The sequence below is a fragment of the Nocardiopsis sp. NPDC006139 genome (assembly GCF_040614155.1).
Taxonomy (GTDB): Bacteria; Actinomycetota; Actinomycetes; order Streptosporangiales; family Streptosporangiaceae; genus Nocardiopsis; species Nocardiopsis changdeensis.
Map to the genome: position 1 here is coordinate 286,877 of NZ_JBEXTT010000004.1, position 19,572 is coordinate 306,448.

Sequence of the window (19,572 nt, forward strand, 5' to 3'; positions counted from 1 at the left end):
CTATTCCGTCGAAACGCCCATCGCTCGCGCGAGCGCCACCGCGATGACCTCGATGATGCCGGGGACGTAGAAGACGATCCCGATGAAGATCGCCAGGATGATGAACTGAGCGAACCGCGTGATCTCCCTGGTGAACAGGAAGAAGATCGCGACGATGGACACGATGACCAGGAACAGGGGTCCGAAGAAGCCGCGCAGGAACTCCGCGAGGCCGCCGGTGTCGGGGGCCTGCGAGTCGGCCAGGACGAGGGGGTCGGCCCCGCCGAGCACGGTCACGGTCTCGGCCGCGGTGGACAACAGGGGGAGCATGTCAGGCGCCGCCTCCCGGTGTCGTTTCTGCTGTGCTCATGGTCCTTCTCGTCTCCTTGCCTACGTGCCCCGTCACTCGCCGAACGAGTGGGGGGCTCCCTGGATGTCACGCACGTGCCACTCGTTGCCGGAGTCCACGACGGTGACCAGATAGCTCTGCCTCAAGGTGCCCGCCGCCTCCCCCTCGGGGGCGGGAGCGGTCCAGTGCACGGTGACGGCCACCTCTCGTACGTCATCATCCCCGCTCTCGCTCCGGGATGGCACCGTGATATCGGACAGTTCGGAGAATTCCAGGGTGTTCGCCGGAAGTGGGGCGATCGTGACGCCGGGTTCGACGTAGCGCTCCAGGTGGCCCGGCTCCTGCGCGTAGGCGCCGAAGAACCCGGTCAGCACCTCTTCCAGCTGCTCGGCGGCGGCCGGGTCGGTGTCGAAGGCGGCCTGCTCGGGCAGGGAGGCGCGGGCGGGCGCGGCCAGCAGGGCGGGGCGGCCGGAGACCACGAGGGAGTCGCCGTCGGAGTAGACGGGGACCTCCAGGCTCACGGGTTCGCCGTTGACGTCGGCGCGGACGACCACGAGGGCGTTGTTGTCGTCCTTGACGTCGACGGCGGTGACGGCGAGGTTCTCGCCGGCGAGCGAGCCCGCGGGGACGTCGAGCCCCTCGGCCTCGCCCTCGGGGACGAACGCGGCCAGGGCGGTGCGGCGGGCCTCGATGTCGTCGGTGGTGAGGTAGGTGTCGGCGAAGCGGAGCGCGAAGTCCGCGGCCGAGGTCTCGGGGAAGGCGGGGGCCTGGGCCTGCTCGGGTTCGGGGTCGGGGGCGGGGAGCGCGAGGCCGCCGCGCAGGGGGAACCAGATGCCGTTGAAGATGACGACGATGAGGAACGCCCACAGGACGGCGCGGCCCACGCCGACCCACCAGCGGCCGCCGGCGCCGGGGCGGGGGCGCCGCCGGGGGGGCGGGGCCTCGTGGTCCGCGTCGTCGTGCCGTTCGCGCACGGCGGCACCGCGCCGTGGTGCGTTCGCCATCCCCGACCTCCTGCACACAGTTCCGCGCCGCCCGTTCGGACGGCGTATCCGCCACGCCCTTGTCTACCCCATCCCTATAGTGAGGCATTGTGCGGGTTGGGCGAGGGCATGGGCGCTCCGCGTTTCCCCGTCAACCGCGCATTGCACGCAACAGTCGAAGTTCCCAAAGACGGAACAATACGGCAATAAGCAGACGAACTCATCTGACGGTTGTCCCCCGTCCGGGCTTTATGGTCGGCCCGAAAATGGATTAGTCACCTGTTGGCGAGCAACATGTGTCCCCGGGGACAGAGAACGGCCGCCGGATTGTGACCGGGGTCTCCCCTGGGGGCCGCCGGACGGGGGTGTCTATGATGACCCGATGATCCCCCGCGAGACCCTCCCCCGCGTCCTGTTCTCCCTGTTCGCCCTGGTGACGGCCGTGCACCTGGCCGTGCAGGCCCTCGGCGCCGAAGCCTGGTCGCGCCCCACCCAGGCGCTGCTCATGCCGCTGCTCGCGGCCTTCGTCTGGACCGCGGCCCCGCGCCCGCACGGGCGGCCGGTCCGCCTGGTCCTGGTCGCGCTGTTCTTCTCCTGGCTGGGCGACACCGCCCCGGCGCTGGCGTCCGGGGACGCGGCGTTCCTGGTGATGGTGGGGTTCTTCCTGGTCGCCCAGGTGGTGTACATCGCCGCGTTCGCACCGTGGTGGGCCCGGAGCCCGCTGGGCACCAACCGGACGCTGCTGGTGCCCTACGGGGTGGTGGTGGCGGGGCTGGTCGTGCTGTGCGCGCCCGGGGCCGGGGCGCTGCTGGTGCCGGTGCTGGTGTACGGGCTGCTGCTGGGGACGACGGCGGTGCTGTCGGTGGGGGTGCACCGGTGGACGGCGATCGGCGGGGCGCTGTTCCTGCTGTCGGACGGGCTGATCGCGCTGCGGGCGTTCAGTCCCGGGTTCGACCTGCCGCTCAGCGGGGTCTGGGTGATGCTGACGTACGCGGCGGCGCAGGCCCTCATCGTGCTCGGGGTCCTGGCCCGCGACCGCGAGCCCGCCGAGGAGGTCCCCGCCTGAGGCGCGGGCCGGCAGGGGGTTCCCGGTCCCGTGCGGGGCCGGGGGCCGAGACGCGGTGCCGGCGGGGCCGGGACGGCAGGGCCCGTGTCCGACGGGACGCCCCTAGAAGACGTACCGGTGGACCGCGCCCGGCGGTGCAGGGCCCGTGTTCGACGGACTCCCCGGCATCGACCGGGCTGCGCCGGAGCACGCCCGCGGCCCGGGCCGGGGTGCCGGAACGCCCGTCCGCGCCGCCCCGGCGGACCGGCCGTCCCGGCCGGGGCCGTCAGGCGACGGTGACGAAGGGGGCGCGGTGCTCGGCGCCGTCCGGGGTGCGCCAGGTGGCGGAGACGTGGCCCGCGCCGTCCGGCGCCGGGGCCGGGGCGAGGGCGCGCGCGACGCGCAGGGCGAGCCGGTCGCCGGCGGTGGACTCCAGGTCGATCACGGTGCCGCCCGGGCCGTGGGCGGTGGAGAACGAGGCGACCGCGGCACCGGGGGCCACGGCGGCCGGACGGACGAGCACGGACGGGTCCGGGGTGTCGCTCACGCTCTGCTGCTGCGGTTCGGCCGCCCCCAGGAGCAAGGCGAGCAGTTGACCGACCAGGACCGGGTCGCGGGTCCCGTCGTACACCCACCGCTTCCCCAGGACGCCGTGCTCGGCCGTGCCGAGGAGCGCGTCCCGCGCGCCCTCCAGCGGTGCCCCGCGGTAGGTGAGGGGCACGTGGTAGGCCGCCGCGCCGTCGGTGACCACCATGAACTCGATGCCGACCTCCCCCTGCGGGTCGTCGAGCCGGAACCCCCCGGCCTTGGCCGGGTCCGGCCGCTCCCCCGCGTACCACGGCTGCGCGGGCAGCCAGGCCTGGAGGAGTTCGAGCTTGGTGGGGGTCATGGTGGTGCGGTGGACGACGGCCACGGGGCGTCCCTTCGGCGACGGGTCAGGCGGTGACGGGCAGCAGCGTACCGCCGGTGAGGCGGACGAGCTCGGAGGCGGTGGTGGGGAAGACGGTGTGCGGGGTGCCGCCCGCCGCCCAGATCCGCTCGTAGTCGGTCAGGGCCTCGTCGACCACAGTGGGCAGCGGCGCGGGGTGGCCGACCGGGGCCACGCCCCCGATCGCCTGCCCGGTGGCCTCGCGCACCTGGTCGGGCGTGGCGCGGCGGAGTTCGCCGCGGCCCCAGCGGGCCGCCAGGGCGGCGGTGTCCACCCGGTGGCGGCCGCTGGTCATGACCAGGACCGGCACGCCGTCGGAGACGAACACCAGGCTGTTGGCGATGGCGCCGACCTCGCAGCCCAGCGCGGCGGCGGCCTCGGCCGCGGTGCGCGCGGACTCGGACAGCTCGCGCACCCGGCCCGGGACGCCCGCGGCGGCGAGGGCGCGGGCCACCTCCCGGCTGCGGGCGGGCAGGGACTCGACGGCGTGCGCTTCCATGACTCTCCTCGACATCGTTCTGTCTATGGAACGATAGGAGAACGCCGGTGGCGGATCAAGCCGGATACGGACACGGGAGGAGAGGCCATGGAGCTCGCCGTGCGGGTGGGGCTGCGGCTGCGGGAGCTGCGCGGACGGCGGGGCCTGTCGCTGTCCGAGCTGGCGCGCCGCTCCGGGGTCGGCAAGGGCACCCTCTCCGAACTGGAGTCCGGTCGGCGCAACCCCACCCTGGAGACGCTGTACGCGCTCACCACCGCGCTCGGGGAGCCGCTCGGCTCCGTGCTGGGGCCCGTCGCCGAACGCTCCGAGATCTCCGGCCGCACCGTGGACGCCGTCCTCATCGACCGCTTCGAGGACGGCGCCGCCACCACCGAGACCTACCGCCTGCGCATCCGCGCCGGGGCCGTCCAGGAGTCCCCGCCGCACGTCCCCGGTACGACGGAGCGCCTCATCGTCCTGAGCGGCACGGCCCGCGCGGGCGCCGCCTCCGCGCCCCTGGAGCTGGGCCCCGGCGAGCACGGCTGCTGGACCTCCGACGTCCCGCACGTCTACAGCGCGCCGCACGGGGACGTCGAGGCGGTCCTGGTCGTCCGCTACCCGGTGCCCGCGCCGCCCGCCTCCTGACCGCGGCCCGCGAACCCGTCCGGTCCGGACCGGTTTCCGCAGCACCGCCGCAGGGCCGGGGCAGCGCCTTCGGCTTCAGGTGGACGGGGGACCCGAGGCCCGCTTCGAGTCGGCCCGGCCCCGTCTCCGCCGCAGTGGTGCGGCACCGGCCGGACGGGGCGGGGCGGCGGGGGCGGGAGGTCCGGGAACGGGGAGGGGCCGGATCCGGTGGATCCGGCCCCTGGGGCCCGTGGTCGCGCGGTGGGGCTACACGTTGAAGCGGAACTCCACGACGTCGCCGTCGGCCATGACGTACTCCTTGCCCTCCATGCGGACCTTGCCCGCGGCGCGGGCGGACTGCATGTCGCCGGCCGCGACCAGGTCGTCGTAGGAGACCACCTCGGCCTTGATGAAGCCGCGCTGGAAGTCGGTGTGGATGACCCCCGCCGCCTCCGGCGCGGTGGCGCCCTTCTTGATGGTCCAGGCGCGGGCCTCCTTGGGCCCGGCGGTGAGGTAGGTCTGCAGGCCCAGGGTGTCGAACCCGACGCGGGCCAGCTGGGCCAGGCCGGACTCGGTCTGCCCCATGGACTCCAGCAGCTCCTGGGCCTCGTCGTCGTCCAGCTCGGCCAGCTCCGCCTCGATCTTGGCGTCCAGGAAGATCGCCTCGGCGGGGGCGACCAGCTCCTGGAGCTTGGCGCGCAGGGCCTCGTCGGCCAGCTCGCCGCTGTCGAGGTTGAACACGTAGATGAACGGCTTGACCGTGAGCAGGCTCAGCTCGCGCAGCCGGGCCAGGTCGACGTCCTTGTCCCCGGCGGCGTACAGCGAGGTGCCGCCGTCGAGGATCTCCTGGGCGGCGCGGGCGGCGGCCAGCAGCTCCTGGGAGTCCTTGTCCTTGGCGTTGCGCTTGGCGTCCTTCTCCAGGCGCGGCAGGGCCTTCTCCAGGGTCTGGAGGTCGGCCAGGATCAGCTCGGTGTTGATGGTCTCGATGTCGCGCGAGGGCTCGACCTCGCCGTCCACGTGGGTGACGTCGGGGTCGTCGAAGACCCGGATCACCTGGCAGATGGCGTCGCTCTCGCGGATGTTGGCGAGGAACTTGTTGCCCAGCCCCTCACCGGTGGAGGCGCCGCGCACGATGCCCGCGATGTCCACGAAGTCGACGGTCGCCGGGAGGACCTTGGCGGAACCGAAGATCTCGGCGAGCCGGCCGAGCCGTGCATCGGGCACGCCGACGACTCCGACGTTGGGCTCGATGGTCGCGAACGGGTAGTTCGCGGCCAGAGCGTCGTTCTTGGTCAGCGCGTTGAAGAGGGTGGACTTGCCGACGTTGGGCAGTCCCACGATCCCGATAGACAGACTCACAAGGTGAGAGTCTATGCGGCCCGGCGGCCCGGCCGATCCGTTCCCGGGGGGGAAACCGGACCGATCGCCGAAACACGCTGCGCAGGCATCACTACGCACAGTAGGTTCGATTCATGTCGCCGGGGACCCGGGCGGGAGATGTCCGACCCGCCGACCCCTTCCCCGGTACCCCGGCCTGCGAGCCACGGCCGCGGGTCCCGGCGGCGGGGAGGCCCGCGCACCACGCGGAGCGCGGGCCGGTGCGCGGACGACCGCCCGGGCCCCCGACCCGTTTCTTGGGGGGAACATGGTCACCGACCACCTGCGCGAGATCGTGCGCCGCTACCCGCTGGTGAGGTTCGCGGCACGGCGGCTGCGCGTCCGGCTGCCCCGGAGCATGGGCGGCCTGGACCCGGGCCGGGTGCCGCCGTGGAGCCGCACCTTCACCCTGGCCCTGCCCGGGGGCGGGGCGGGCGATCCGCGGGAGCTGACGCTGCACCTGCCCGGCTACCTCACGGTGCCGCGGAGACTGGCCGCCAACGGGCTGGCCGGGCACGGACCCGACGCCCTGTCCTGCTTCCTGGCCATGCTGGACCGCACCCGGCCGGGGGCGGTGCTCGACGTGGGGTCGGGGGTCGGGGTGTACGCGATGCTGGCGGCGACGCGGTCGCGGCGCCCGGTGTTCGCGTTCGAGCCGACCCCGGAGATCGCCCTGGCGGCCCGGTCGGCCGCGGAGGCCACGGGCCGGGGCTTCACGGTGGTGGAGGCCGCGCTGAGCAACCACAACGGCAGCGCCTACCTGCGGCGCGCCCGGCACAACGACATGTGCAACACGATCGGGCTTCCGCGGCGCCAGGACCTGTCGGGGACGACGGTGCGGGCGGCCACGCTGTCGCGGTGGTGCGAGTCGGAGGGCTGCTCCCCGGCCGTGGTGAAGATCGACACGGCGGGCACCGAGCCCGACGTCGTGGCCGGGGGCCTGGGGGTGCTGCGCCGGTTCCGGCCGTGGCTGCTGGTGAGGGTGCGCCCGGACCGGGGCCTGGAGGAACGGCTGATGGCCCTGCTGGACCCGCTGGAGTACACGTGGTACCCGGTCAACGGGCGGCCGCCGTACCAGCCGAGCCGGGAGATCGCGGCGCGTTCGTCCCCGGCGTGGGAGCGGATGTGGCTGCTCACCCCCGAACCGGCCGGGGAGGGCTTCTGGGCGGCGGCGCGGGCCTGGCGGGAGGCGCTGGCCGCCTGTTCCTGAGGCCGGGGCGCCGCCGGGGTGCGGCCGGGATGCGGAGCGCGGTCCGCGGGACGCGGAGTTCGGTCCGGGGGGTGGGGCGTGCGCCCCGCCCCCGGTCCGGCCGGCGGGTCAGAGCCAGGAGTCCAGCTCGGCCAGCAGCCCGGCGGGGTTGTCGCGGTGGATGCAGTGCCCGGACCCCGCGACCCTGCGCACCTCGAAGCCGCGCTCGACGAGTTCGGCGGCGGCCCGGTCGTCGATCGTGATGGCGTCCTCGCCCCGCAGCACCAGGGACGGGACGTGCGCCTTGTCCGGCAGCAGGTCGCGCCCGGCGACCTCGGCCGCGACGAAGGCGTAGAACTCCGGGTCGCAGGCGGCGAAGCCCGCCAGCTCCTGCTCCACGTCGAGGTCGTTCCAGCGCGGGTTCATGGCCCGCACGTGCGCGGCGTCGGCGGTCTCGAAGACCCGGCGCATGCGCTCCCCCGCGTCGGCGGGCATCGGCGGCAGCCGGAACGCCGGGTCCAAGTAGACGGCCCGGGCGGGGGCCGAGCGCTCCACCGCCAGGGACAGCGCCAGGCCGCCCATGGAGTGGCCGATGGCGAGGTCCGCCCCCGAGGGCAGGGAGTCCACCAGGTCGTCGCCCAGCGCCTGGACGCTGTAGCCGCCGCGGCCGCTGGCCCCGTGGCCGCGCAGGTCCGCGGACACGACGCGGTACCCCCGCTCGACGAGGGCGGGGACCAGGGCGTGCCAGGTTCCGTGGTGGGCCCCGGCCCCGTGGACGAGCAGGGCCGTTCTTTCTCCGGTGCCGGTGGTGTAGGTCTCCAGGTTCAATGGGACTCCTTGCGAAGGGACGAGAGGCCGCCCCGGGACCGGGAGGGGACCGGTCGACCGGAGCGGTCATCTCAGCCTCTCGGACAATCCGGGGACCGAGAAGGAAATGACCGGAAGCGGACGTGCGCGCGCAGCTTTCCTCCCCGGCCACGGCACCGGCCCCGTCCCGCGCCCGGAACCGGCGGGCGTCAGTCGGCGCCCAGGGCCGCGACGAGCGCCGTCAGCCCCTCGACCCGGGCCGCGTCCTCCTCCTGGGCGTAGGCGCGGTCGACGCCGAGCGCGCCCACCGACACGGCGCCCTCGGCGAGCAGTGCCACGGCGTCGGCGTCCTCCCGGGTCTCTGCGACGCAGCCGGAGGCGCCGGGTTCGCACAGGCGCACGACCGGGGTGAAGGACTCCTCCCCCTCGTAGTCGACGGCCAGCACCGACCCGGTGCCCGCCCGGGTCCAGCGGACGTCGGTGCCGGGCGAGCCGTCGGGCGAGGCGGGGTGGTTGACGTTGACCACGTAGCCGGGGTCGAACAGGTCGGCCCCGCGCATCCGGGCGATGAGGTCCGCGCCGAAGGCCGCTGTGGCGGCGAGGGTCTCGGGGGTGACCACCAGGTCCTCGTCGACGCTCGCGCTCAGGGCGACGGCCGGGATGCCGGAGGCGACCGCGGTGGAGGCCACCCCGACCGTGCCCGAGTGCGGGATCTGAGAGGCGACGTTGGGCCCGGAGTTGACCCCCGAGACCACGAGGTCGGGCGGGCCGTCCCAGCCGACGACCTCGGGCAGGCCGTGGGCGAGGGCGAAGGAGAGCGCGTCCACCGGGGTCGCGCTCGGCGAATCCGGGCGGCACGGGCCCTGGGCCAGGCACACTCCGTGGACGGCTCCCCCGGAGGGCGCGTCGGAGCAGGCGTCGGCGTACTCCTCGGGAGGGTCGGGCGGGGTGCCCAGGCCGAACTCCGCCTCGTGGGAGAGGGCGGCGCTCATACTCGACTGCTGTCCCCAGGGGGCGAAGACGACGACGTCGGCCCCGGCCTCGCACAGGGCCGCCCGCAGGGCGTACAGGCCCAGGCCGTCGGTGCCGTCGGCCTCCTCGCCGCGCATGGAGTCGTCGTTGCCGACGAGCACCCGCAGTCCGTCGAGGGGGACGGGTGGGAAGTCGGCGGCGGTGGGCGCGGGGTCGGCTGCGGGCAGAGGGTCGGCGGCGGTGCACGCCGCCGCGGCCAGCGGGAGCAGGGCGAGGGCTGCCGCGGCACGGCGCAGCGGTCTCGGCGACACGGGGGTCTCCTTCTTGGGGGGTGGGGGGTGGGGGGCGGGGGTGGGGGCGCGGCACCCGGGGGCCGGGCGCCGCGCGGGGGGCGGCTCAGATCCAGCCGTCGAGGGAGGCGAGGAAGCCGGGCAGGTCGTCGCGGTGGATGCAGTGCCCGGCCCCGGCGACGGTGCGGACCTCGAAGCCCCGCTCGGCCAGGCGGCGGGCCCCCTCGGCGTCCACCGTGAAGCTGGGGTCGGCCAGCTGCACCAGGGAGGGCACCGCGGCCGCGGCGGGCATCGGGTCGTGCGCGGCGGCGTCGGCGACGACGTCGAAGAACGCGGGGTCGAAGGCGGCGAAGCCGGCGAGCTCGGCGGCGATGTCGGCGTCGCTCCAGCGCGGGTTCATGGCGTGCACGGACTCGGCGGTGGCCTCGGCGACCATCCGCCGCATGGCCGCGGAGGCCTCCGGCGTGACCTGGGCGAACCCGAAGGCGGGGTCGGAGTACACGACGCGGGCGGGTGCGAGCCGCTCCACCGCCAGGGACAGCGCCAGGCCGCCCATGGAGTGGCCGATGGCGAGGTCCGCGCCGACCGGCAGGGAGTCCACCAGGTCGTCGCCCAGCGCCTGGACGCTGTAGCCGCCGCGGCCGCTGGCCCCGTGGCCGCGCATGTCCACGCCGATCACCCGGTAGCCGAGGCCGGTCAGGTGCGCCTCGACGGCGTGCCAGGTGCCGTGGTCGGACATCGCTCCGTGGACGAGCAGGGCGGTGCGGTCACCGGTACCGGTGTCGTAGGTGGCCAGTTCCATGGGTTTCCCTTCGGTTGCGGGCGGTGTCAGCGGACGCCGCGGACGAAGACGATGGCGAGCGCCCCGAGCAGGCCCACGGCGGAGCCGACCAGGAACAGGGAGCCGTATCCGCCGAGGTGGAGGATGATCGTCGAGGCGATGAACGGGGCGATGACCTGCGGCCCGGCGGCGGCGATGTTCAGCACGCCCATGTCCCGGGCGGCGTCGGCCCCGCTGGGCAGGACCAGGGTGGCCAGGGCGGTGTCGACGGCCATGAAGCAGCCGAAGGCGCTGCCGTTGACGACGGCGAAGACCAGCATCCCGGTCCAGGTCGGCAGGAAGAACGGGATGAGCATCGCCCCGGCCGACACCACGCCGCAGACCAGGGCGAAGAGGCGGCGCCGGTCGAGGCGGTCCGAGAGCGGGCCGCCGACCGCGGTGGTGACGGCGGTGGCGGCGGCGGTGACGAGGCTCAGGACGGTGACCCCGGCGGCGGGGGCCAGGCCCTCGGGCATCTCGACGAAGTAGTCGAGGATGTAGAGCTGGAAGCCCAGGACCAGGAAGTAGCCGAGGAAGAGCAGCGCCCGGCCGACGAACACCAGGGTGAAGTCGCGGTGGGAGAGGGCCGACAGGAAGCGGCCCAGGGCGGCGAGCGGGCCGACCCGCCCACCGGCGGCGACGGGGGGCAGCTCGTCGCCGCGGGGGTCGTGGGTCGTGGTGGTGAGCACGACGGCGACGGCGACCACGAGGCCGCCCAGGACGATGTAGCCGAACGGCAGCGCACCGGTGAACAGGGTGGCGACCCCGGTGCCCAGCACCCCGGCGGCGGCGACGGCGATGCCCATGGCCGCGGCCGCGGTGCCGCGGCGCTCGTGGGGGACGCGGTCGGGGATCACGGCGGTGACGGCGGCCTGGTGGAGGTTCATGGCCCCCTGGGCCAGGCACCAGCCCAGGGCGATCATCAGCAGCGAGTCGGCGAAGCCGAGCACGAGGACCAGCAGCAGCCCGGCGACGGCGCCGCCGAGGATCCACGGGTTGCGGCGCCCCCACCGCGAGCGCGTGCGGTCGGACAGGGCGCCGCCGATGGGGTTGAAGACGGTGCCGAAGACCGCGGCGACGCCCGAGACCAGGCCGAGGTTGGAGACGGCGGCCTCCTCGTCGCCGGGGGTCAGGCCCTGCACCTGGAGGGGCAGCAGGACGGCGCCGATGCCCAGGTAGAAGGCGTAGACGGCGAGGTTGCCGACGCCGAGCACCGGGATCAGGCGCCGCAGGCTCCGGCGGCCGGTGGCCGGCGGCCTCTGGTCCGAGAGGGGGGAAACGGATTCGGACATGTCGCATCATCCTTGGCCGGAGTGAGGAGAAACACCTGTTCAGGTCTGGTTATTCGTTTAAGCTAGTTACACGTTTAACTATTGTCAACGGTCCGGTGACCGGAACTTCACACCCTCCTGAGAAGACAGGGCACACTAGCCGCATGACCTCGATCCGCCCCCGACCCGCGACCATCTCCGACATCGCCCGCCGGGCGGGAGTGTCCACCGCGACCGTGTCGTACGTGCTCAACGACGCCCCCGCGGGCGCGCGCATCCCCGAGGAGACCCGGGCCCGGGTCCGCGCCGCCGCCGACGACCTGGGGTACGTGCCGCACGCCAGCGCGCGGTCGCTGCGCACGGGCGCCCGCGACCTGGTCCTGTACGTGCACTTCGACGTGGCGCACGGGCCGCTGGCGTCGGAGTTCCTGTACGCGCTCGCCCGCGCGCTGCGCGACCTGGGCTACACGCTCATGCAGTACGGCGCCGAGAAGAACCGCGGAGTCAAGGCGGCCCGCGCCTGGGCGGCGCTGCGCCCGGCCGCCGTCCTGGCGGGCGACGACCGGCTCACCGCCGCGGGCGTCGAGCTGCTCACCAAGGCGGGCATCCGGGTCATCGGCCTGGGCTCGGACCCGGCGCGCGCCAAGGGGACGGGCCTATCCACCCTGGTCATGGACCACCACGCCGTCGGCCTGGCCGCGGGCCGCCACCTGACCGGCCGCGGCTACCGCGACCTGGCCGTCGTGCTGCCCACCGACCCGCCGCTGCGCACCATGGGCGAGGGCCGCCTCGCGGGCGTCCGCGAGGCGGCCGCCGAGGCCGGCGCCGCCGTGCGCCTCCACGACATGGACTACTCCCCCGCCTCCGCGGCCGGGATCGTCGCCGCCTGGCGCGCCGAGGGCCTGCCCCGCGGCGTCTTCGGCTACAACGACGAGTTCTCCGGCCTGCTGCTGGGCGCCCTCCTCGACGCCGGCGTGCGGGTCCCCGAGGAGGTCGGCCTCGTGGGCGCCGACGACCTCATGCTCTGCGAGATGCTCCGCCCGGCCCTCACCAGCGTCCGCCTGCGGAGCGAGAGCCCCGAGGAGATCGCCCGCCGCATCACCGAGGCGATCACCGAGGGGGCCGAGGTGCACCTCTCCCCCTGGACCGCCCACCCGGTCCCCCGCCGGACCTGACCCCGGGCACACCGAGGGGAGGGGAGGGCACGAGGTCCCCTTGCCTATAGCGGACCACGGCGGCGCCCCCGCGCGCCACCCACACCCCCCGCCCCTGTGGACGAACGCCGCCCCGGCCGCGGCTCGCCCCCCGGACCGCGACGCAGCGGGCCGGGGCGGGGCGTGGGCACCCCGCCCCGGCCCTCCCGGTCCGTCCGCCCCCGGCGGCTAGCCGAGTTCGGCGCGGGCGGTCAGGCGCACGTCCGCGTAGGAGCGGCCGACCAGCAGGTCGTAGCCGCCCGCGGGGTACTCCCACTCACCGGCGTCCTCCGCCCAGGTCCGGATGGCATCGCGCGGGACGTCGATCTCCACGTCGACCGTCTCCCCCGGCTCGGCGGACACGGCCGCGAACCCGGCCAGCCAGCGGGCCGGGCGGTCGCCCGCCTCGTGGGGGGCCAGGTAGAGCTGGACGACCTCGCGGCCCGCCCGCTCGCCGGCGTTGGTCAGGCGCACCCGCACCCGGGCCACCGCGGCCTCCTCACCGACGGCACCGTCGACGTCACCGGCGCCACCCGCGCCGCCGGCCCCACCGGCCGCGTCGGCGCCGACGGACACCTCCAGGGCGTCGTAGCGCCACCGGGTGTAGGACAGCCCGTGCCCGAACCAGTAGGCGGGTTCGGCGCCCGACCGCTCCCAGCCGCGGTGGCCGACGAACACGCCCTCGGAGTACTCCAGCGCCCCGTCCTCCGGCACGACCCGCGTGACGGGGGCGTCGGCCAGGGCGACCGGCCAGGTGGTGGGCAGCCGCCCGGACGGGTCCTCCCCGCCCAGCAGCACGTCGGCCAGCGCCCCGCCGACCTCCTGCCCGCCGAACCAGGCGAGCAGCACCGCCGCCACGTCCTCCCGCCAGGGCATCTCCACCGGGGCGCCCGCGCAGACCACCACGACGGTGCGGTCGTTCACCTCGGCGATCCGGGCGACCAGCTCGTCCTGGCGCCCCGGCAGGGCCAGCGAGTCCCGGTCGAAGCCCTCCGACTCCACCTCGTCGGTGGTCCCCACCACGACCACCGCGACGTCGGCGCCGCGCGCGGCCTCGACCGCCTCGGCCAGCAGCGTGGCGTCGTCGGCCAGCGGCGCCCGGTGGGTGACGGTGAACCCGATGAACGCGAAGTCCCCCATCCCCAGGTCCTCGTGGGCCTTGACCACCGAGAGCCGGACCGGCCGCCCCGCGGTGAGCGCGACCGGGACCGCCGCGGTCGGCGGCGCGAACATGGCGGCGGCCGGGTCGTCCCCCTCCGCCTTCAGCTCCCCGTCGAACACGGTCTCCCCGCCGACCGCCAGCACGTACCGGCCCGCCCCGGAGACCCCGATCAGGTGGTCGCCGTCCACGTCCGGGGTGAACTCGCCGGTCAGCTCGATCCGGTCGAGCTCGGCGTTGGACACCCCGGCCGGGAGCTCGCCGATCCACCGGGCGGTGCCGTCGGGCAGCGGCTCGGTGGCCAGGACCCGGCCGTCGGCGGCCAGGAACGCGGCGCTCAGGGGCGCGGCCACGGCGGGCGGCCCGGTGCGCGGGTCGGTGCCCACGGCGTGCACGAGCTCCACGTCCCCGGGCAGCGCGGCGCGCAGCCCCTCCAGCGGCGAGACGGTGCGCTCGGCGAACACGCTGGCGCTGCCGCCGCCGCTGGTCCGGGCCTCGGAGGCGGGCAGGCCGATGAGCGCCACCCGGCGGATCCGCTGGGGCTCCAGCGGCAGCGCGGAGCCCTCGTTGCGCAGCAGCACGAAGGACCGCGCGGCGGCCTCCCGCGCCACGGAGCGGCCGTCCAGCGCGGCGGGCCGGTCGGCCGGGGCCACCACGGGCTCGGCCCCCTCCAGCAGCCCCACCCGGGCGGCCAGGCGCAGCACCCGGCGGGCCATCCCGGTGACGGCCTCCTCGGGGACGCGGCCGTCGCGGACGGCGTCCACGAGGTGGCTCCCGTAGACGGTGTTGGGCCCGGGCATGGCCACGTCCATCCCGGCCAGGGCGGCGGCGACGGTGTCGCGGGCGGCGGTCCAGTCGGAGACGATGAACCCGTCGAAGCCCCACTCCTCGCGCAGTACGGCGTTGAGCTCGGCGTGCTCGGTCAGGGTGGTCCCGTTGACCTTGTTGTAGGAGGCCATGACGCCCCAGGGGCGGGCCTTGGCGACGATGCGCTCGAAGGGGGCGAGGTAGATCTCGCGCAGGGTGCGCTCGTCGGCGCGCACGTCGACGGTGAAGCGGTCGGTCTCGGAGTCGTTGGCGACGAAGTGCTTGACGGTGGTGGCCACACCGCCCTCCTGGACGCCCTGGACGTAAGCGGCCCCGATCTCGCCGGTGAGGAGGGGGTCCTCGGAGTAGGTCTCGAAGTGGCGGCCGCCCAGCGGGGAGCGGTGCATGTTCACGGCGGGGGCGAGCAGGACGTGGACGCCCTTGCGCCGGGCCTCCTGGGCGAGCAGCCGGCCGACGGTGCGGACGAGGCCGGGGTCCCAGGTGGCCGCGAGGGCGGTGGGGCTGGGCAGCTGGATCGAGGGGTCGCTGGGCGTCCAGTGCTCGCCGCGCACGCCGACGGGGCCGTCGGACATGACGAGGCGGCCCAGGCCGATGGCCGGGTTCGCGGGGACCGCCCACATGGAGCCGCCGGACAGGAGGGCGACCCTGCCCTCCAGGTCGAGGGCGGCCAGGGCCTCCTCGACGCGGCGTTCGCGGTCGGCGTCGGATGCGTGCATGGTGAACCTCCGAGGGTCGCGCACGGAATTTACCTACCGAGCACTCGGCAAATTATGACCTTCAGGTTAAACGCTTAACTCAGCCTTGTGAAGCCCCGGCGCCCCCGAGTCGCGACGGACTAGCCTGGGACCCGATGACCGAACAGACACCCGCCCCCGGACCCGCGGCCGACCCCGCCCCGGCCCCCGCCCGCCGCGGCCGGGGCCGCCCGCCCGCCACCGCCCGCCGCGAACAGATCGTCACCGCGGCCCTGGAGGAGTTCGCCGAGCACGGGTTCCACAACAGCTCCCTGGCCTCCGTCGCCGAGCGGGTCGGCCTCAGCCAGCAGGGGCTGCTGCACCACTTCCCCACCAAGGAGGCCCTGCTGGTCTCCGTCCTGCGCCGCCGCGACGAGATCGACGAGGCCGACTTCGGCTCCCTGGACGACCTCGACCGCCTGCGCGACGTCGCCGAGCGCAACGCCTCCCGCCCCGGGATCGTGCGCCTCTACACCCTCCTGTCCGCCGAGGGCCTGGCCGAGGACCACCCCGCGCACGGCTACTTCGCGGAGCGCTTCGCCGTCCTGCGCGCCCGGATCGCCGCCGTCCTGCGGGGCGCCCACGGCGACCGCCTGCCCTCGGGCGCCACCCCCGAACAGGCGGCGGCCCTGCTCATCGCGGCGATGGACGGGCTCCAGCTCCAGTGGTCCTACGACCCGGAGGCGGCGGACATGCCCGACTTGTTGGCTCTGCTCACCGATGTCCTGCGTGGCGGGGGGACCCGGCCGGACACGGACTGACACCATAGGGCGCCATGGATCTCCTCTCACTGATGGCGGTACTCCTCGTCGGCATCGCGGTGGGCGTCGCGCTGGGCCTGCTCTGGGCCCGGGGGCAGAGCGCGCAGGCCCGGGCGGAGGCCGAGGCGGCCCGGGACCGGGCCGAGTTCATGGAGGAGCGGCTGGCCGAGCGCTTCCGGGCGCTGTCCGCCCAGGCCCTGGACCAGACCAACCGGAACTTCCTGGAGCTGGCCGAGGGGCGGCTGCGCGCGGTCGGCGCGCAGGCGGGGCACGACATGGACGAACGGCGCAGGGCCGTCGAGCGCATGGTGGAGCCGCTGACCGAGATGCTGGACCGGGTCGAACGCCAACTGCGGGAGGCCGACGCGGGCCGGGCGGCCGCGCACGCGGAGCTGGCCAAGCAGGTGGAGTTCGTGCGCGAGGGCTCCGAGCGGCTGCGCGACCAGACGCAGGCTCTGGTGACCGCGCTGCGCCGCCCCGAGGCGCGGGGCCGGTGGGGCGAGGTGCAGCTGCGCCGGGTGGCCGAGCTGGCCGGCATGAGCGCGTACTGCGACTTCGAGGAGCAGGTGGCGGTCCAGGGCGGTGCGCGCCGCCCGGACATGGTGGTGCGCCTGGCCGGGGGCAAGAACATCGTCGTGGACTCCAAGGTGCCGCTGTCGGCGTACCTGGACGCGGTGGCGGCCGAGGGCGAGGCTCAGGTCCGCGAGCGGCTCCGCGCGCACGCCCGGCACCTGCGCACGCACGTGGACCAGCTGGCCGGCAAGGCGTACTGGTCGGCGCTGAGCCCGGCGCCGGAGTTCGTGGTGCTGTTCATCCCGGGCGAGGCGTTCCTGGCCCCGGCGCTGGAGCACGACCCGGCGCTGCTGGAGTACGCCATGGGCAGGCGGGTGCACATCGCGACGCCCACGACGCTGATCTCGCTGCTGCGCACCGCCCAGTACGCCTGGCAGCAGGAGGCCCTGAGCCGCAACGCCCGGGAGGTGTTCGAGCTGGGCAAGCAGCTGCACGCGCGGCTGTCCACCCTGGGCGGGCACGTGGAGGGGCTGGGCCGGGCGCTGTCCCGGACGGTGTCGGCCTACAACCAGACGGTGGGGTCGCTGGAGAACCGGGTGCTGGTGACCGCACGCCGGTTCGGGGAGCTGGGCCTGGTGGACGGCGACCTGGAGCGCCCGCGCGGGGTGGAGGAGCCGCCCCGGACGGTCGCGGCACCGGAACTGGTCGAGGACGCCGCCATTCGGCTGACAAATAACGGCCACAACAGCGCGACCTAAAAAGAAAGATCCCCGCCCGGGCGGGCCGGAATGGCCTCCCCCGACCGAAAGAAAACCAGGTCAGGGCACCCCCGGCGACCCGCGGGACGAATGCGGACACTTCATCCGCGAACATGGTGAACCGCGGCACCGCATCCCGGTGTCCAACGGGAGGAAGGCGTGTTCGGTGCGGAAGGGGCAAGTGGACGAAATGACGACACGTTCCCCGGAAAAGACACCGAACGCTCACGAGAAGTGACACACTAAACACTGTGAGTAACACACTTGGGAGGCGCACGGCCATGCCCCCGCGCAAGACGGACGGCCCGGAACCCGGGCGGGCACCGTACTTCGTGCGGCCCGAGGGCCGTTCCCGCAACGCGCCGAAGACGAGGAAGCCCGCGCCCGTCCACCCCGCCGGTCCCCCCGGCGGCGCGTCCGGGCCGCGGCCGACCGCTCCACGCACCCGCCCCGCCACGGGCGCCGCACGGCTCACCGGCCGCGGCGGCGTCCTCGTCATCGCCCTGTTCAGCGTCGCCGGCACGGTGATCGCGCACGTGGCCGCGCTGCCCGCGGCCCCGGGCGTCGCCTTCACCCTCGCCTGCTTGCTGACGGTGTCGCTGGTGCGGCCGGGCGACCTGCTCTCACTGTCGGTCAGCCCGCCGATCGCGTTCTTCGTGGCGGTGGTCGCCACGGAGAGCGTGCTCGCCCTGGGCAACGAGGGCTTCGCCCGGGTGCTCCTCCTCGCCCTGGCCTCGCGCCTGGCCCAGGTCGCCCCCTGGCTGTTCCTGGGCACGGCGCTGGTGCTGGTCATCGGGGTGTTCCGGGGGCTGCCCGGCAACCTGCGCGACCTGGGCGACGAACTCAACGGCCGCAAGTGAGCCGGGGCCGCACCGGCCCCGGATCCCCTCGCCCCCGCCCCGGCGGCCCCGGCGGTCCGCCGCCGGACGGCGCCCTCAGAAGGGCGTGTCCGCGTCCTGGGGCGCGTCGTCCTTCCCGCGCTCGTCCATGGCCGCCGCCATCGTGGCGCGGGCGCCCTCCAGCCAGCGCTCGCAGATGCGGGCCAGCTCCTCGCCCCGCTCCCACAGGGCCAGGGACTCCTTGAGGCTCAGCCCTCCCGACTCCAGCCGCCGCACCACGGTGTTGAGCTCCTCGCGGCTCTCCTCGTAGCTCAGCTCGGGCTCGTCGGCCCCGGCCTCGCGGCCCGCGTCCTTCTTCGCCATGTCTACTCTTCTCCTCCGGTGCTGTCTGCGGTCTCGTCGCCCGTCTCCGGGTCGGTCTCGACGGCGTCCACGGTGACGGCCAGGCCGTCCTCGGCGAAGCGAACCCGCAGGGTCTCGCCCAGGTCGGGTTCGGCCGCCGAGCGGACCACCGTGCCGTCGGCGCGCTGCACGATCGCGTACCCGCGGGCCAGGGTGGTGGCCGGGGACAGGGCGTGCAGGCGGGCCCGGGTGTGGCCCAGGTTCTCGGCGGCGCGGTCCAGGGACACCGCGAGGTTGCGCCGGGAGCGCTCGCGCAGGTCCAGGACCTGTTCGGTGAGGCGGTCGATCTCCCGGACCGGGTCGGCCAGCGCCGGCCGGGAGCGCATCGAGGCCAGCCAGGCGCTCTCCCGCTCCAGGGCCCCGGCCAGCACCCGGCGGCCGCGGTCGCGCAGCTGGCGGATGATCTCCAGCTGCTCCCCCACGTCCGGGACGGTCTTCTTGGCCGCGTCGGTGGGGGTGGAGGCGCGCAGGTCGGCGACGTGGTCCAGCAGCGGGGCGTCCTGCTCGTGGCCGATGGCGCTGACCACCGGGGTCCGGGCGGCGGCGACCGCGCGGACCATGGCCTCGTCGGAGAACGGCAGCAGGTCCTCCAGGGAGCCGCCGCCCCGGGCGATCACGATGACGTCCACCTCGGGGCGGGAGTCGAGGTCCTTGAGGGCGTCGACCACCTCGCGGACCGCGCGGTCGCCCTGGACGGCGACCTGGCGCACCTCGAAGCGCACGGCGGGCCAGCGGCGCCGGCTGTTCTCCAGGACGTCGCGCTCGGCCGCGGAGTCGCGCCCGCAGATCAGGCCGACGGTGCCCGGCAGGAACGGCAGCGGGCGCTTGCGCTCGGGGGCGAACAGCCCCTCGGCCTGGAGCGTGCGGCGCAGCTGCTCCAGGCGGGCCAGCAGCTCGCCCAGGCCGACGTGGCGGATCTCCAGGGCGCGCAGCGAGAACGTGCCGCGCACCTCGTAGAAGTCGGGCTTGGCGTGCACCACGACCCGGGCGCCCGCCTCCGGCGGGGGCTGCTGGGCGTCCAGGACGGACGTCTGGCAGACCACCCGCACCGAGACGTTGGCGACCGGGTCGCGCAGGGTGATGTAGGCCATGCGGCCGCGCCGGTTCAGCTCGGCGATCTGGCCCTCGACCCAGATGCGGCCCAGCCGGCCGATCCAGCCGCCGACGGCGTTGAGGACCACGCGGACCGGCTGCGGCGCCTCGGGGGAACTCTCCATGCCCATGACACCCGAGCCTAGGCCAGGGGTGCGACCGTTCCCCCGAGCCCCGGGCG

The 19,572-nt window shown here is 74.9% G+C and carries 19 protein-coding genes; 7 read left to right on the plus strand and 12 right to left on the minus strand.

Features of this window, described 5'->3' with window-relative positions:
* Complete coding sequence (locus tag ABZ249_RS07380; protein WP_220563197.1) at positions 1-309, minus strand: hypothetical protein; 309 nt, start codon at positions 307-309, stop codon at positions 1-3.
* A gap of 72 nt (positions 310-381) precedes the next feature.
* Positions 382-1,332: a conjugal transfer protein gene (locus ABZ249_RS07385; protein WP_355258529.1), complete on the minus strand. Its 951-nt coding sequence runs from the start codon at positions 1,330-1,332 to the stop codon at positions 382-384.
* 361 nt (positions 1,333-1,693) lie between these two features.
* Here ABZ249_RS07385 and ABZ249_RS07390 point away from each other — a divergent pair, with 361 nt between their 5' ends.
* Complete coding sequence (locus tag ABZ249_RS07390) at positions 1,694-2,377, plus strand: lysoplasmalogenase (protein ID WP_355258532.1); 684 nt, start codon at positions 1,694-1,696, stop codon at positions 2,375-2,377.
* Positions 2,378-2,642: 265 nt separating this feature from the next.
* Here the strand turns inward: ABZ249_RS07390 and ABZ249_RS07395 are convergent, their stop codons facing one another.
* On the minus strand, positions 2,643-3,269 hold the full coding sequence (locus ABZ249_RS07395) for a 1,4-alpha-glucan branching protein (protein ID WP_355258535.1): 627 nt from the start codon (positions 3,267-3,269) through the stop codon (positions 2,643-2,645).
* A gap of 22 nt (positions 3,270-3,291) precedes the next feature.
* On the minus strand, positions 3,292-3,783 hold the full coding sequence (locus tag ABZ249_RS07400; RefSeq protein WP_355258538.1) for a YbaK/EbsC family protein: 492 nt from the start codon (positions 3,781-3,783) through the stop codon (positions 3,292-3,294).
* Positions 3,784-3,870: 87 nt separating this feature from the next.
* Between ABZ249_RS07400 and ABZ249_RS07405 the strand changes: the two genes are divergently transcribed.
* Positions 3,871-4,407, plus strand: a complete 537-nt coding sequence (locus tag ABZ249_RS07405; protein ID WP_355258541.1) for a helix-turn-helix domain-containing protein — start codon at positions 3,871-3,873, stop codon at positions 4,405-4,407.
* A 246-nt stretch (positions 4,408-4,653) separates the two neighbouring features.
* Here ABZ249_RS07405 and ychF read toward each other — a convergent pair whose 3' ends face one another.
* Positions 4,654-5,745 carry a redox-regulated ATPase YchF gene (gene ychF / locus ABZ249_RS07410; protein WP_220563206.1) on the minus strand — a complete coding sequence of 364 codons (1,092 nt, stop codon included), beginning with the start codon at positions 5,743-5,745 and terminating at the stop codon, positions 4,654-4,656.
* Between the two features lie 286 nt (positions 5,746-6,031).
* Here ychF and ABZ249_RS07415 point away from each other — a divergent pair, with 286 nt between their 5' ends.
* On the plus strand, positions 6,032-6,973 hold the full coding sequence (locus tag ABZ249_RS07415; protein WP_355258545.1) for an FkbM family methyltransferase: 942 nt from the start codon (positions 6,032-6,034) through the stop codon (positions 6,971-6,973).
* A gap of 108 nt (positions 6,974-7,081) precedes the next feature.
* On the opposite strand, the gene ABZ249_RS07420 is transcribed toward ABZ249_RS07415, so the two are convergent.
* From ABZ249_RS07420 to ABZ249_RS07435, 4 genes are all read right to left on the minus strand, one after another.
* Positions 7,082-7,780, minus strand: coding sequence for an alpha/beta hydrolase (locus ABZ249_RS07420; protein ID WP_355258548.1), 699 nt, complete (start codon positions 7,778-7,780; stop codon positions 7,082-7,084).
* 188 nt (positions 7,781-7,968) lie between these two features.
* Entirely contained in the window at positions 7,969-9,042 is a 1,074-nt protein-coding gene (locus tag ABZ249_RS07425; RefSeq protein WP_355258551.1) for a 5'/3'-nucleotidase SurE, read from the minus strand.
* Positions 9,043-9,127: 85 nt separating this feature from the next.
* A complete protein-coding gene (locus ABZ249_RS07430; RefSeq protein WP_355258554.1) occupies positions 9,128-9,823 on the minus strand; it encodes an alpha/beta hydrolase in 696 nt (231 codons plus the stop codon).
* A gap of 26 nt (positions 9,824-9,849) precedes the next feature.
* On the minus strand, positions 9,850-11,133 hold the full coding sequence (locus tag ABZ249_RS07435; RefSeq protein ID WP_355258557.1) for an MFS transporter: 1,284 nt from the start codon (positions 11,131-11,133) through the stop codon (positions 9,850-9,852).
* Between the two features lie 143 nt (positions 11,134-11,276).
* Between ABZ249_RS07435 and ABZ249_RS07440 the strand changes: the two genes are divergently transcribed.
* On the plus strand, positions 11,277-12,287 hold the full coding sequence (locus tag ABZ249_RS07440) for a LacI family DNA-binding transcriptional regulator (RefSeq protein ID WP_355258560.1): 1,011 nt from the start codon (positions 11,277-11,279) through the stop codon (positions 12,285-12,287).
* Between the two features lie 207 nt (positions 12,288-12,494).
* On the opposite strand, the gene ABZ249_RS07445 is transcribed toward ABZ249_RS07440, so the two are convergent.
* The gene (locus tag ABZ249_RS07445; RefSeq protein WP_355258563.1) at positions 12,495-15,008 is read right to left on the minus strand and encodes a glycoside hydrolase family 3 C-terminal domain-containing protein; all 2,514 of its coding nucleotides are present in this window, start codon (positions 15,006-15,008) and stop codon (positions 12,495-12,497) included.
* A gap of 134 nt (positions 15,009-15,142) precedes the next feature.
* Between ABZ249_RS07445 and ABZ249_RS07450 the strand changes: the two genes are divergently transcribed.
* The 3 genes from ABZ249_RS07450 to ABZ249_RS07460 all read left to right on the plus strand — a co-directional run bounded on the left by ABZ249_RS07450 (position 15,143) and on the right by ABZ249_RS07460 (position 17,918).
* A complete protein-coding gene (locus ABZ249_RS07450; RefSeq protein ID WP_355258566.1) occupies positions 15,143-15,787 on the plus strand; it encodes a TetR family transcriptional regulator in 645 nt (214 codons plus the stop codon).
* Positions 15,788-15,801: 14 nt separating this feature from the next.
* The gene (locus ABZ249_RS07455; protein ID WP_355258569.1) at positions 15,802-17,058 is read left to right on the plus strand and encodes a DNA recombination protein RmuC; all 1,257 of its coding nucleotides are present in this window, start codon (positions 15,802-15,804) and stop codon (positions 17,056-17,058) included.
* Between the two features lie 281 nt (positions 17,059-17,339).
* Positions 17,340-17,918 carry a DUF6542 domain-containing protein gene (locus tag ABZ249_RS07460; protein WP_355258770.1) on the plus strand — a complete coding sequence of 193 codons (579 nt, stop codon included), beginning with the start codon at positions 17,340-17,342 and terminating at the stop codon, positions 17,916-17,918.
* 75 nt (positions 17,919-17,993) lie between these two features.
* On the opposite strand, the gene ABZ249_RS07465 is transcribed toward ABZ249_RS07460, so the two are convergent.
* Positions 17,994-18,260 (minus strand): exodeoxyribonuclease VII small subunit, encoded by a 267-nt coding sequence (locus ABZ249_RS07465; protein WP_355258572.1) that lies wholly within the window; start codon positions 18,258-18,260, stop codon positions 17,994-17,996.
* Positions 18,261-18,262: 2 nt separating this feature from the next.
* Positions 18,263-19,522 (minus strand): exodeoxyribonuclease VII large subunit, encoded by a 1,260-nt coding sequence (gene xseA, locus ABZ249_RS07470; RefSeq protein ID WP_355258575.1) that lies wholly within the window; start codon positions 19,520-19,522, stop codon positions 18,263-18,265.
* Positions 19,523-19,572: the final 50 nt, after the last annotated feature.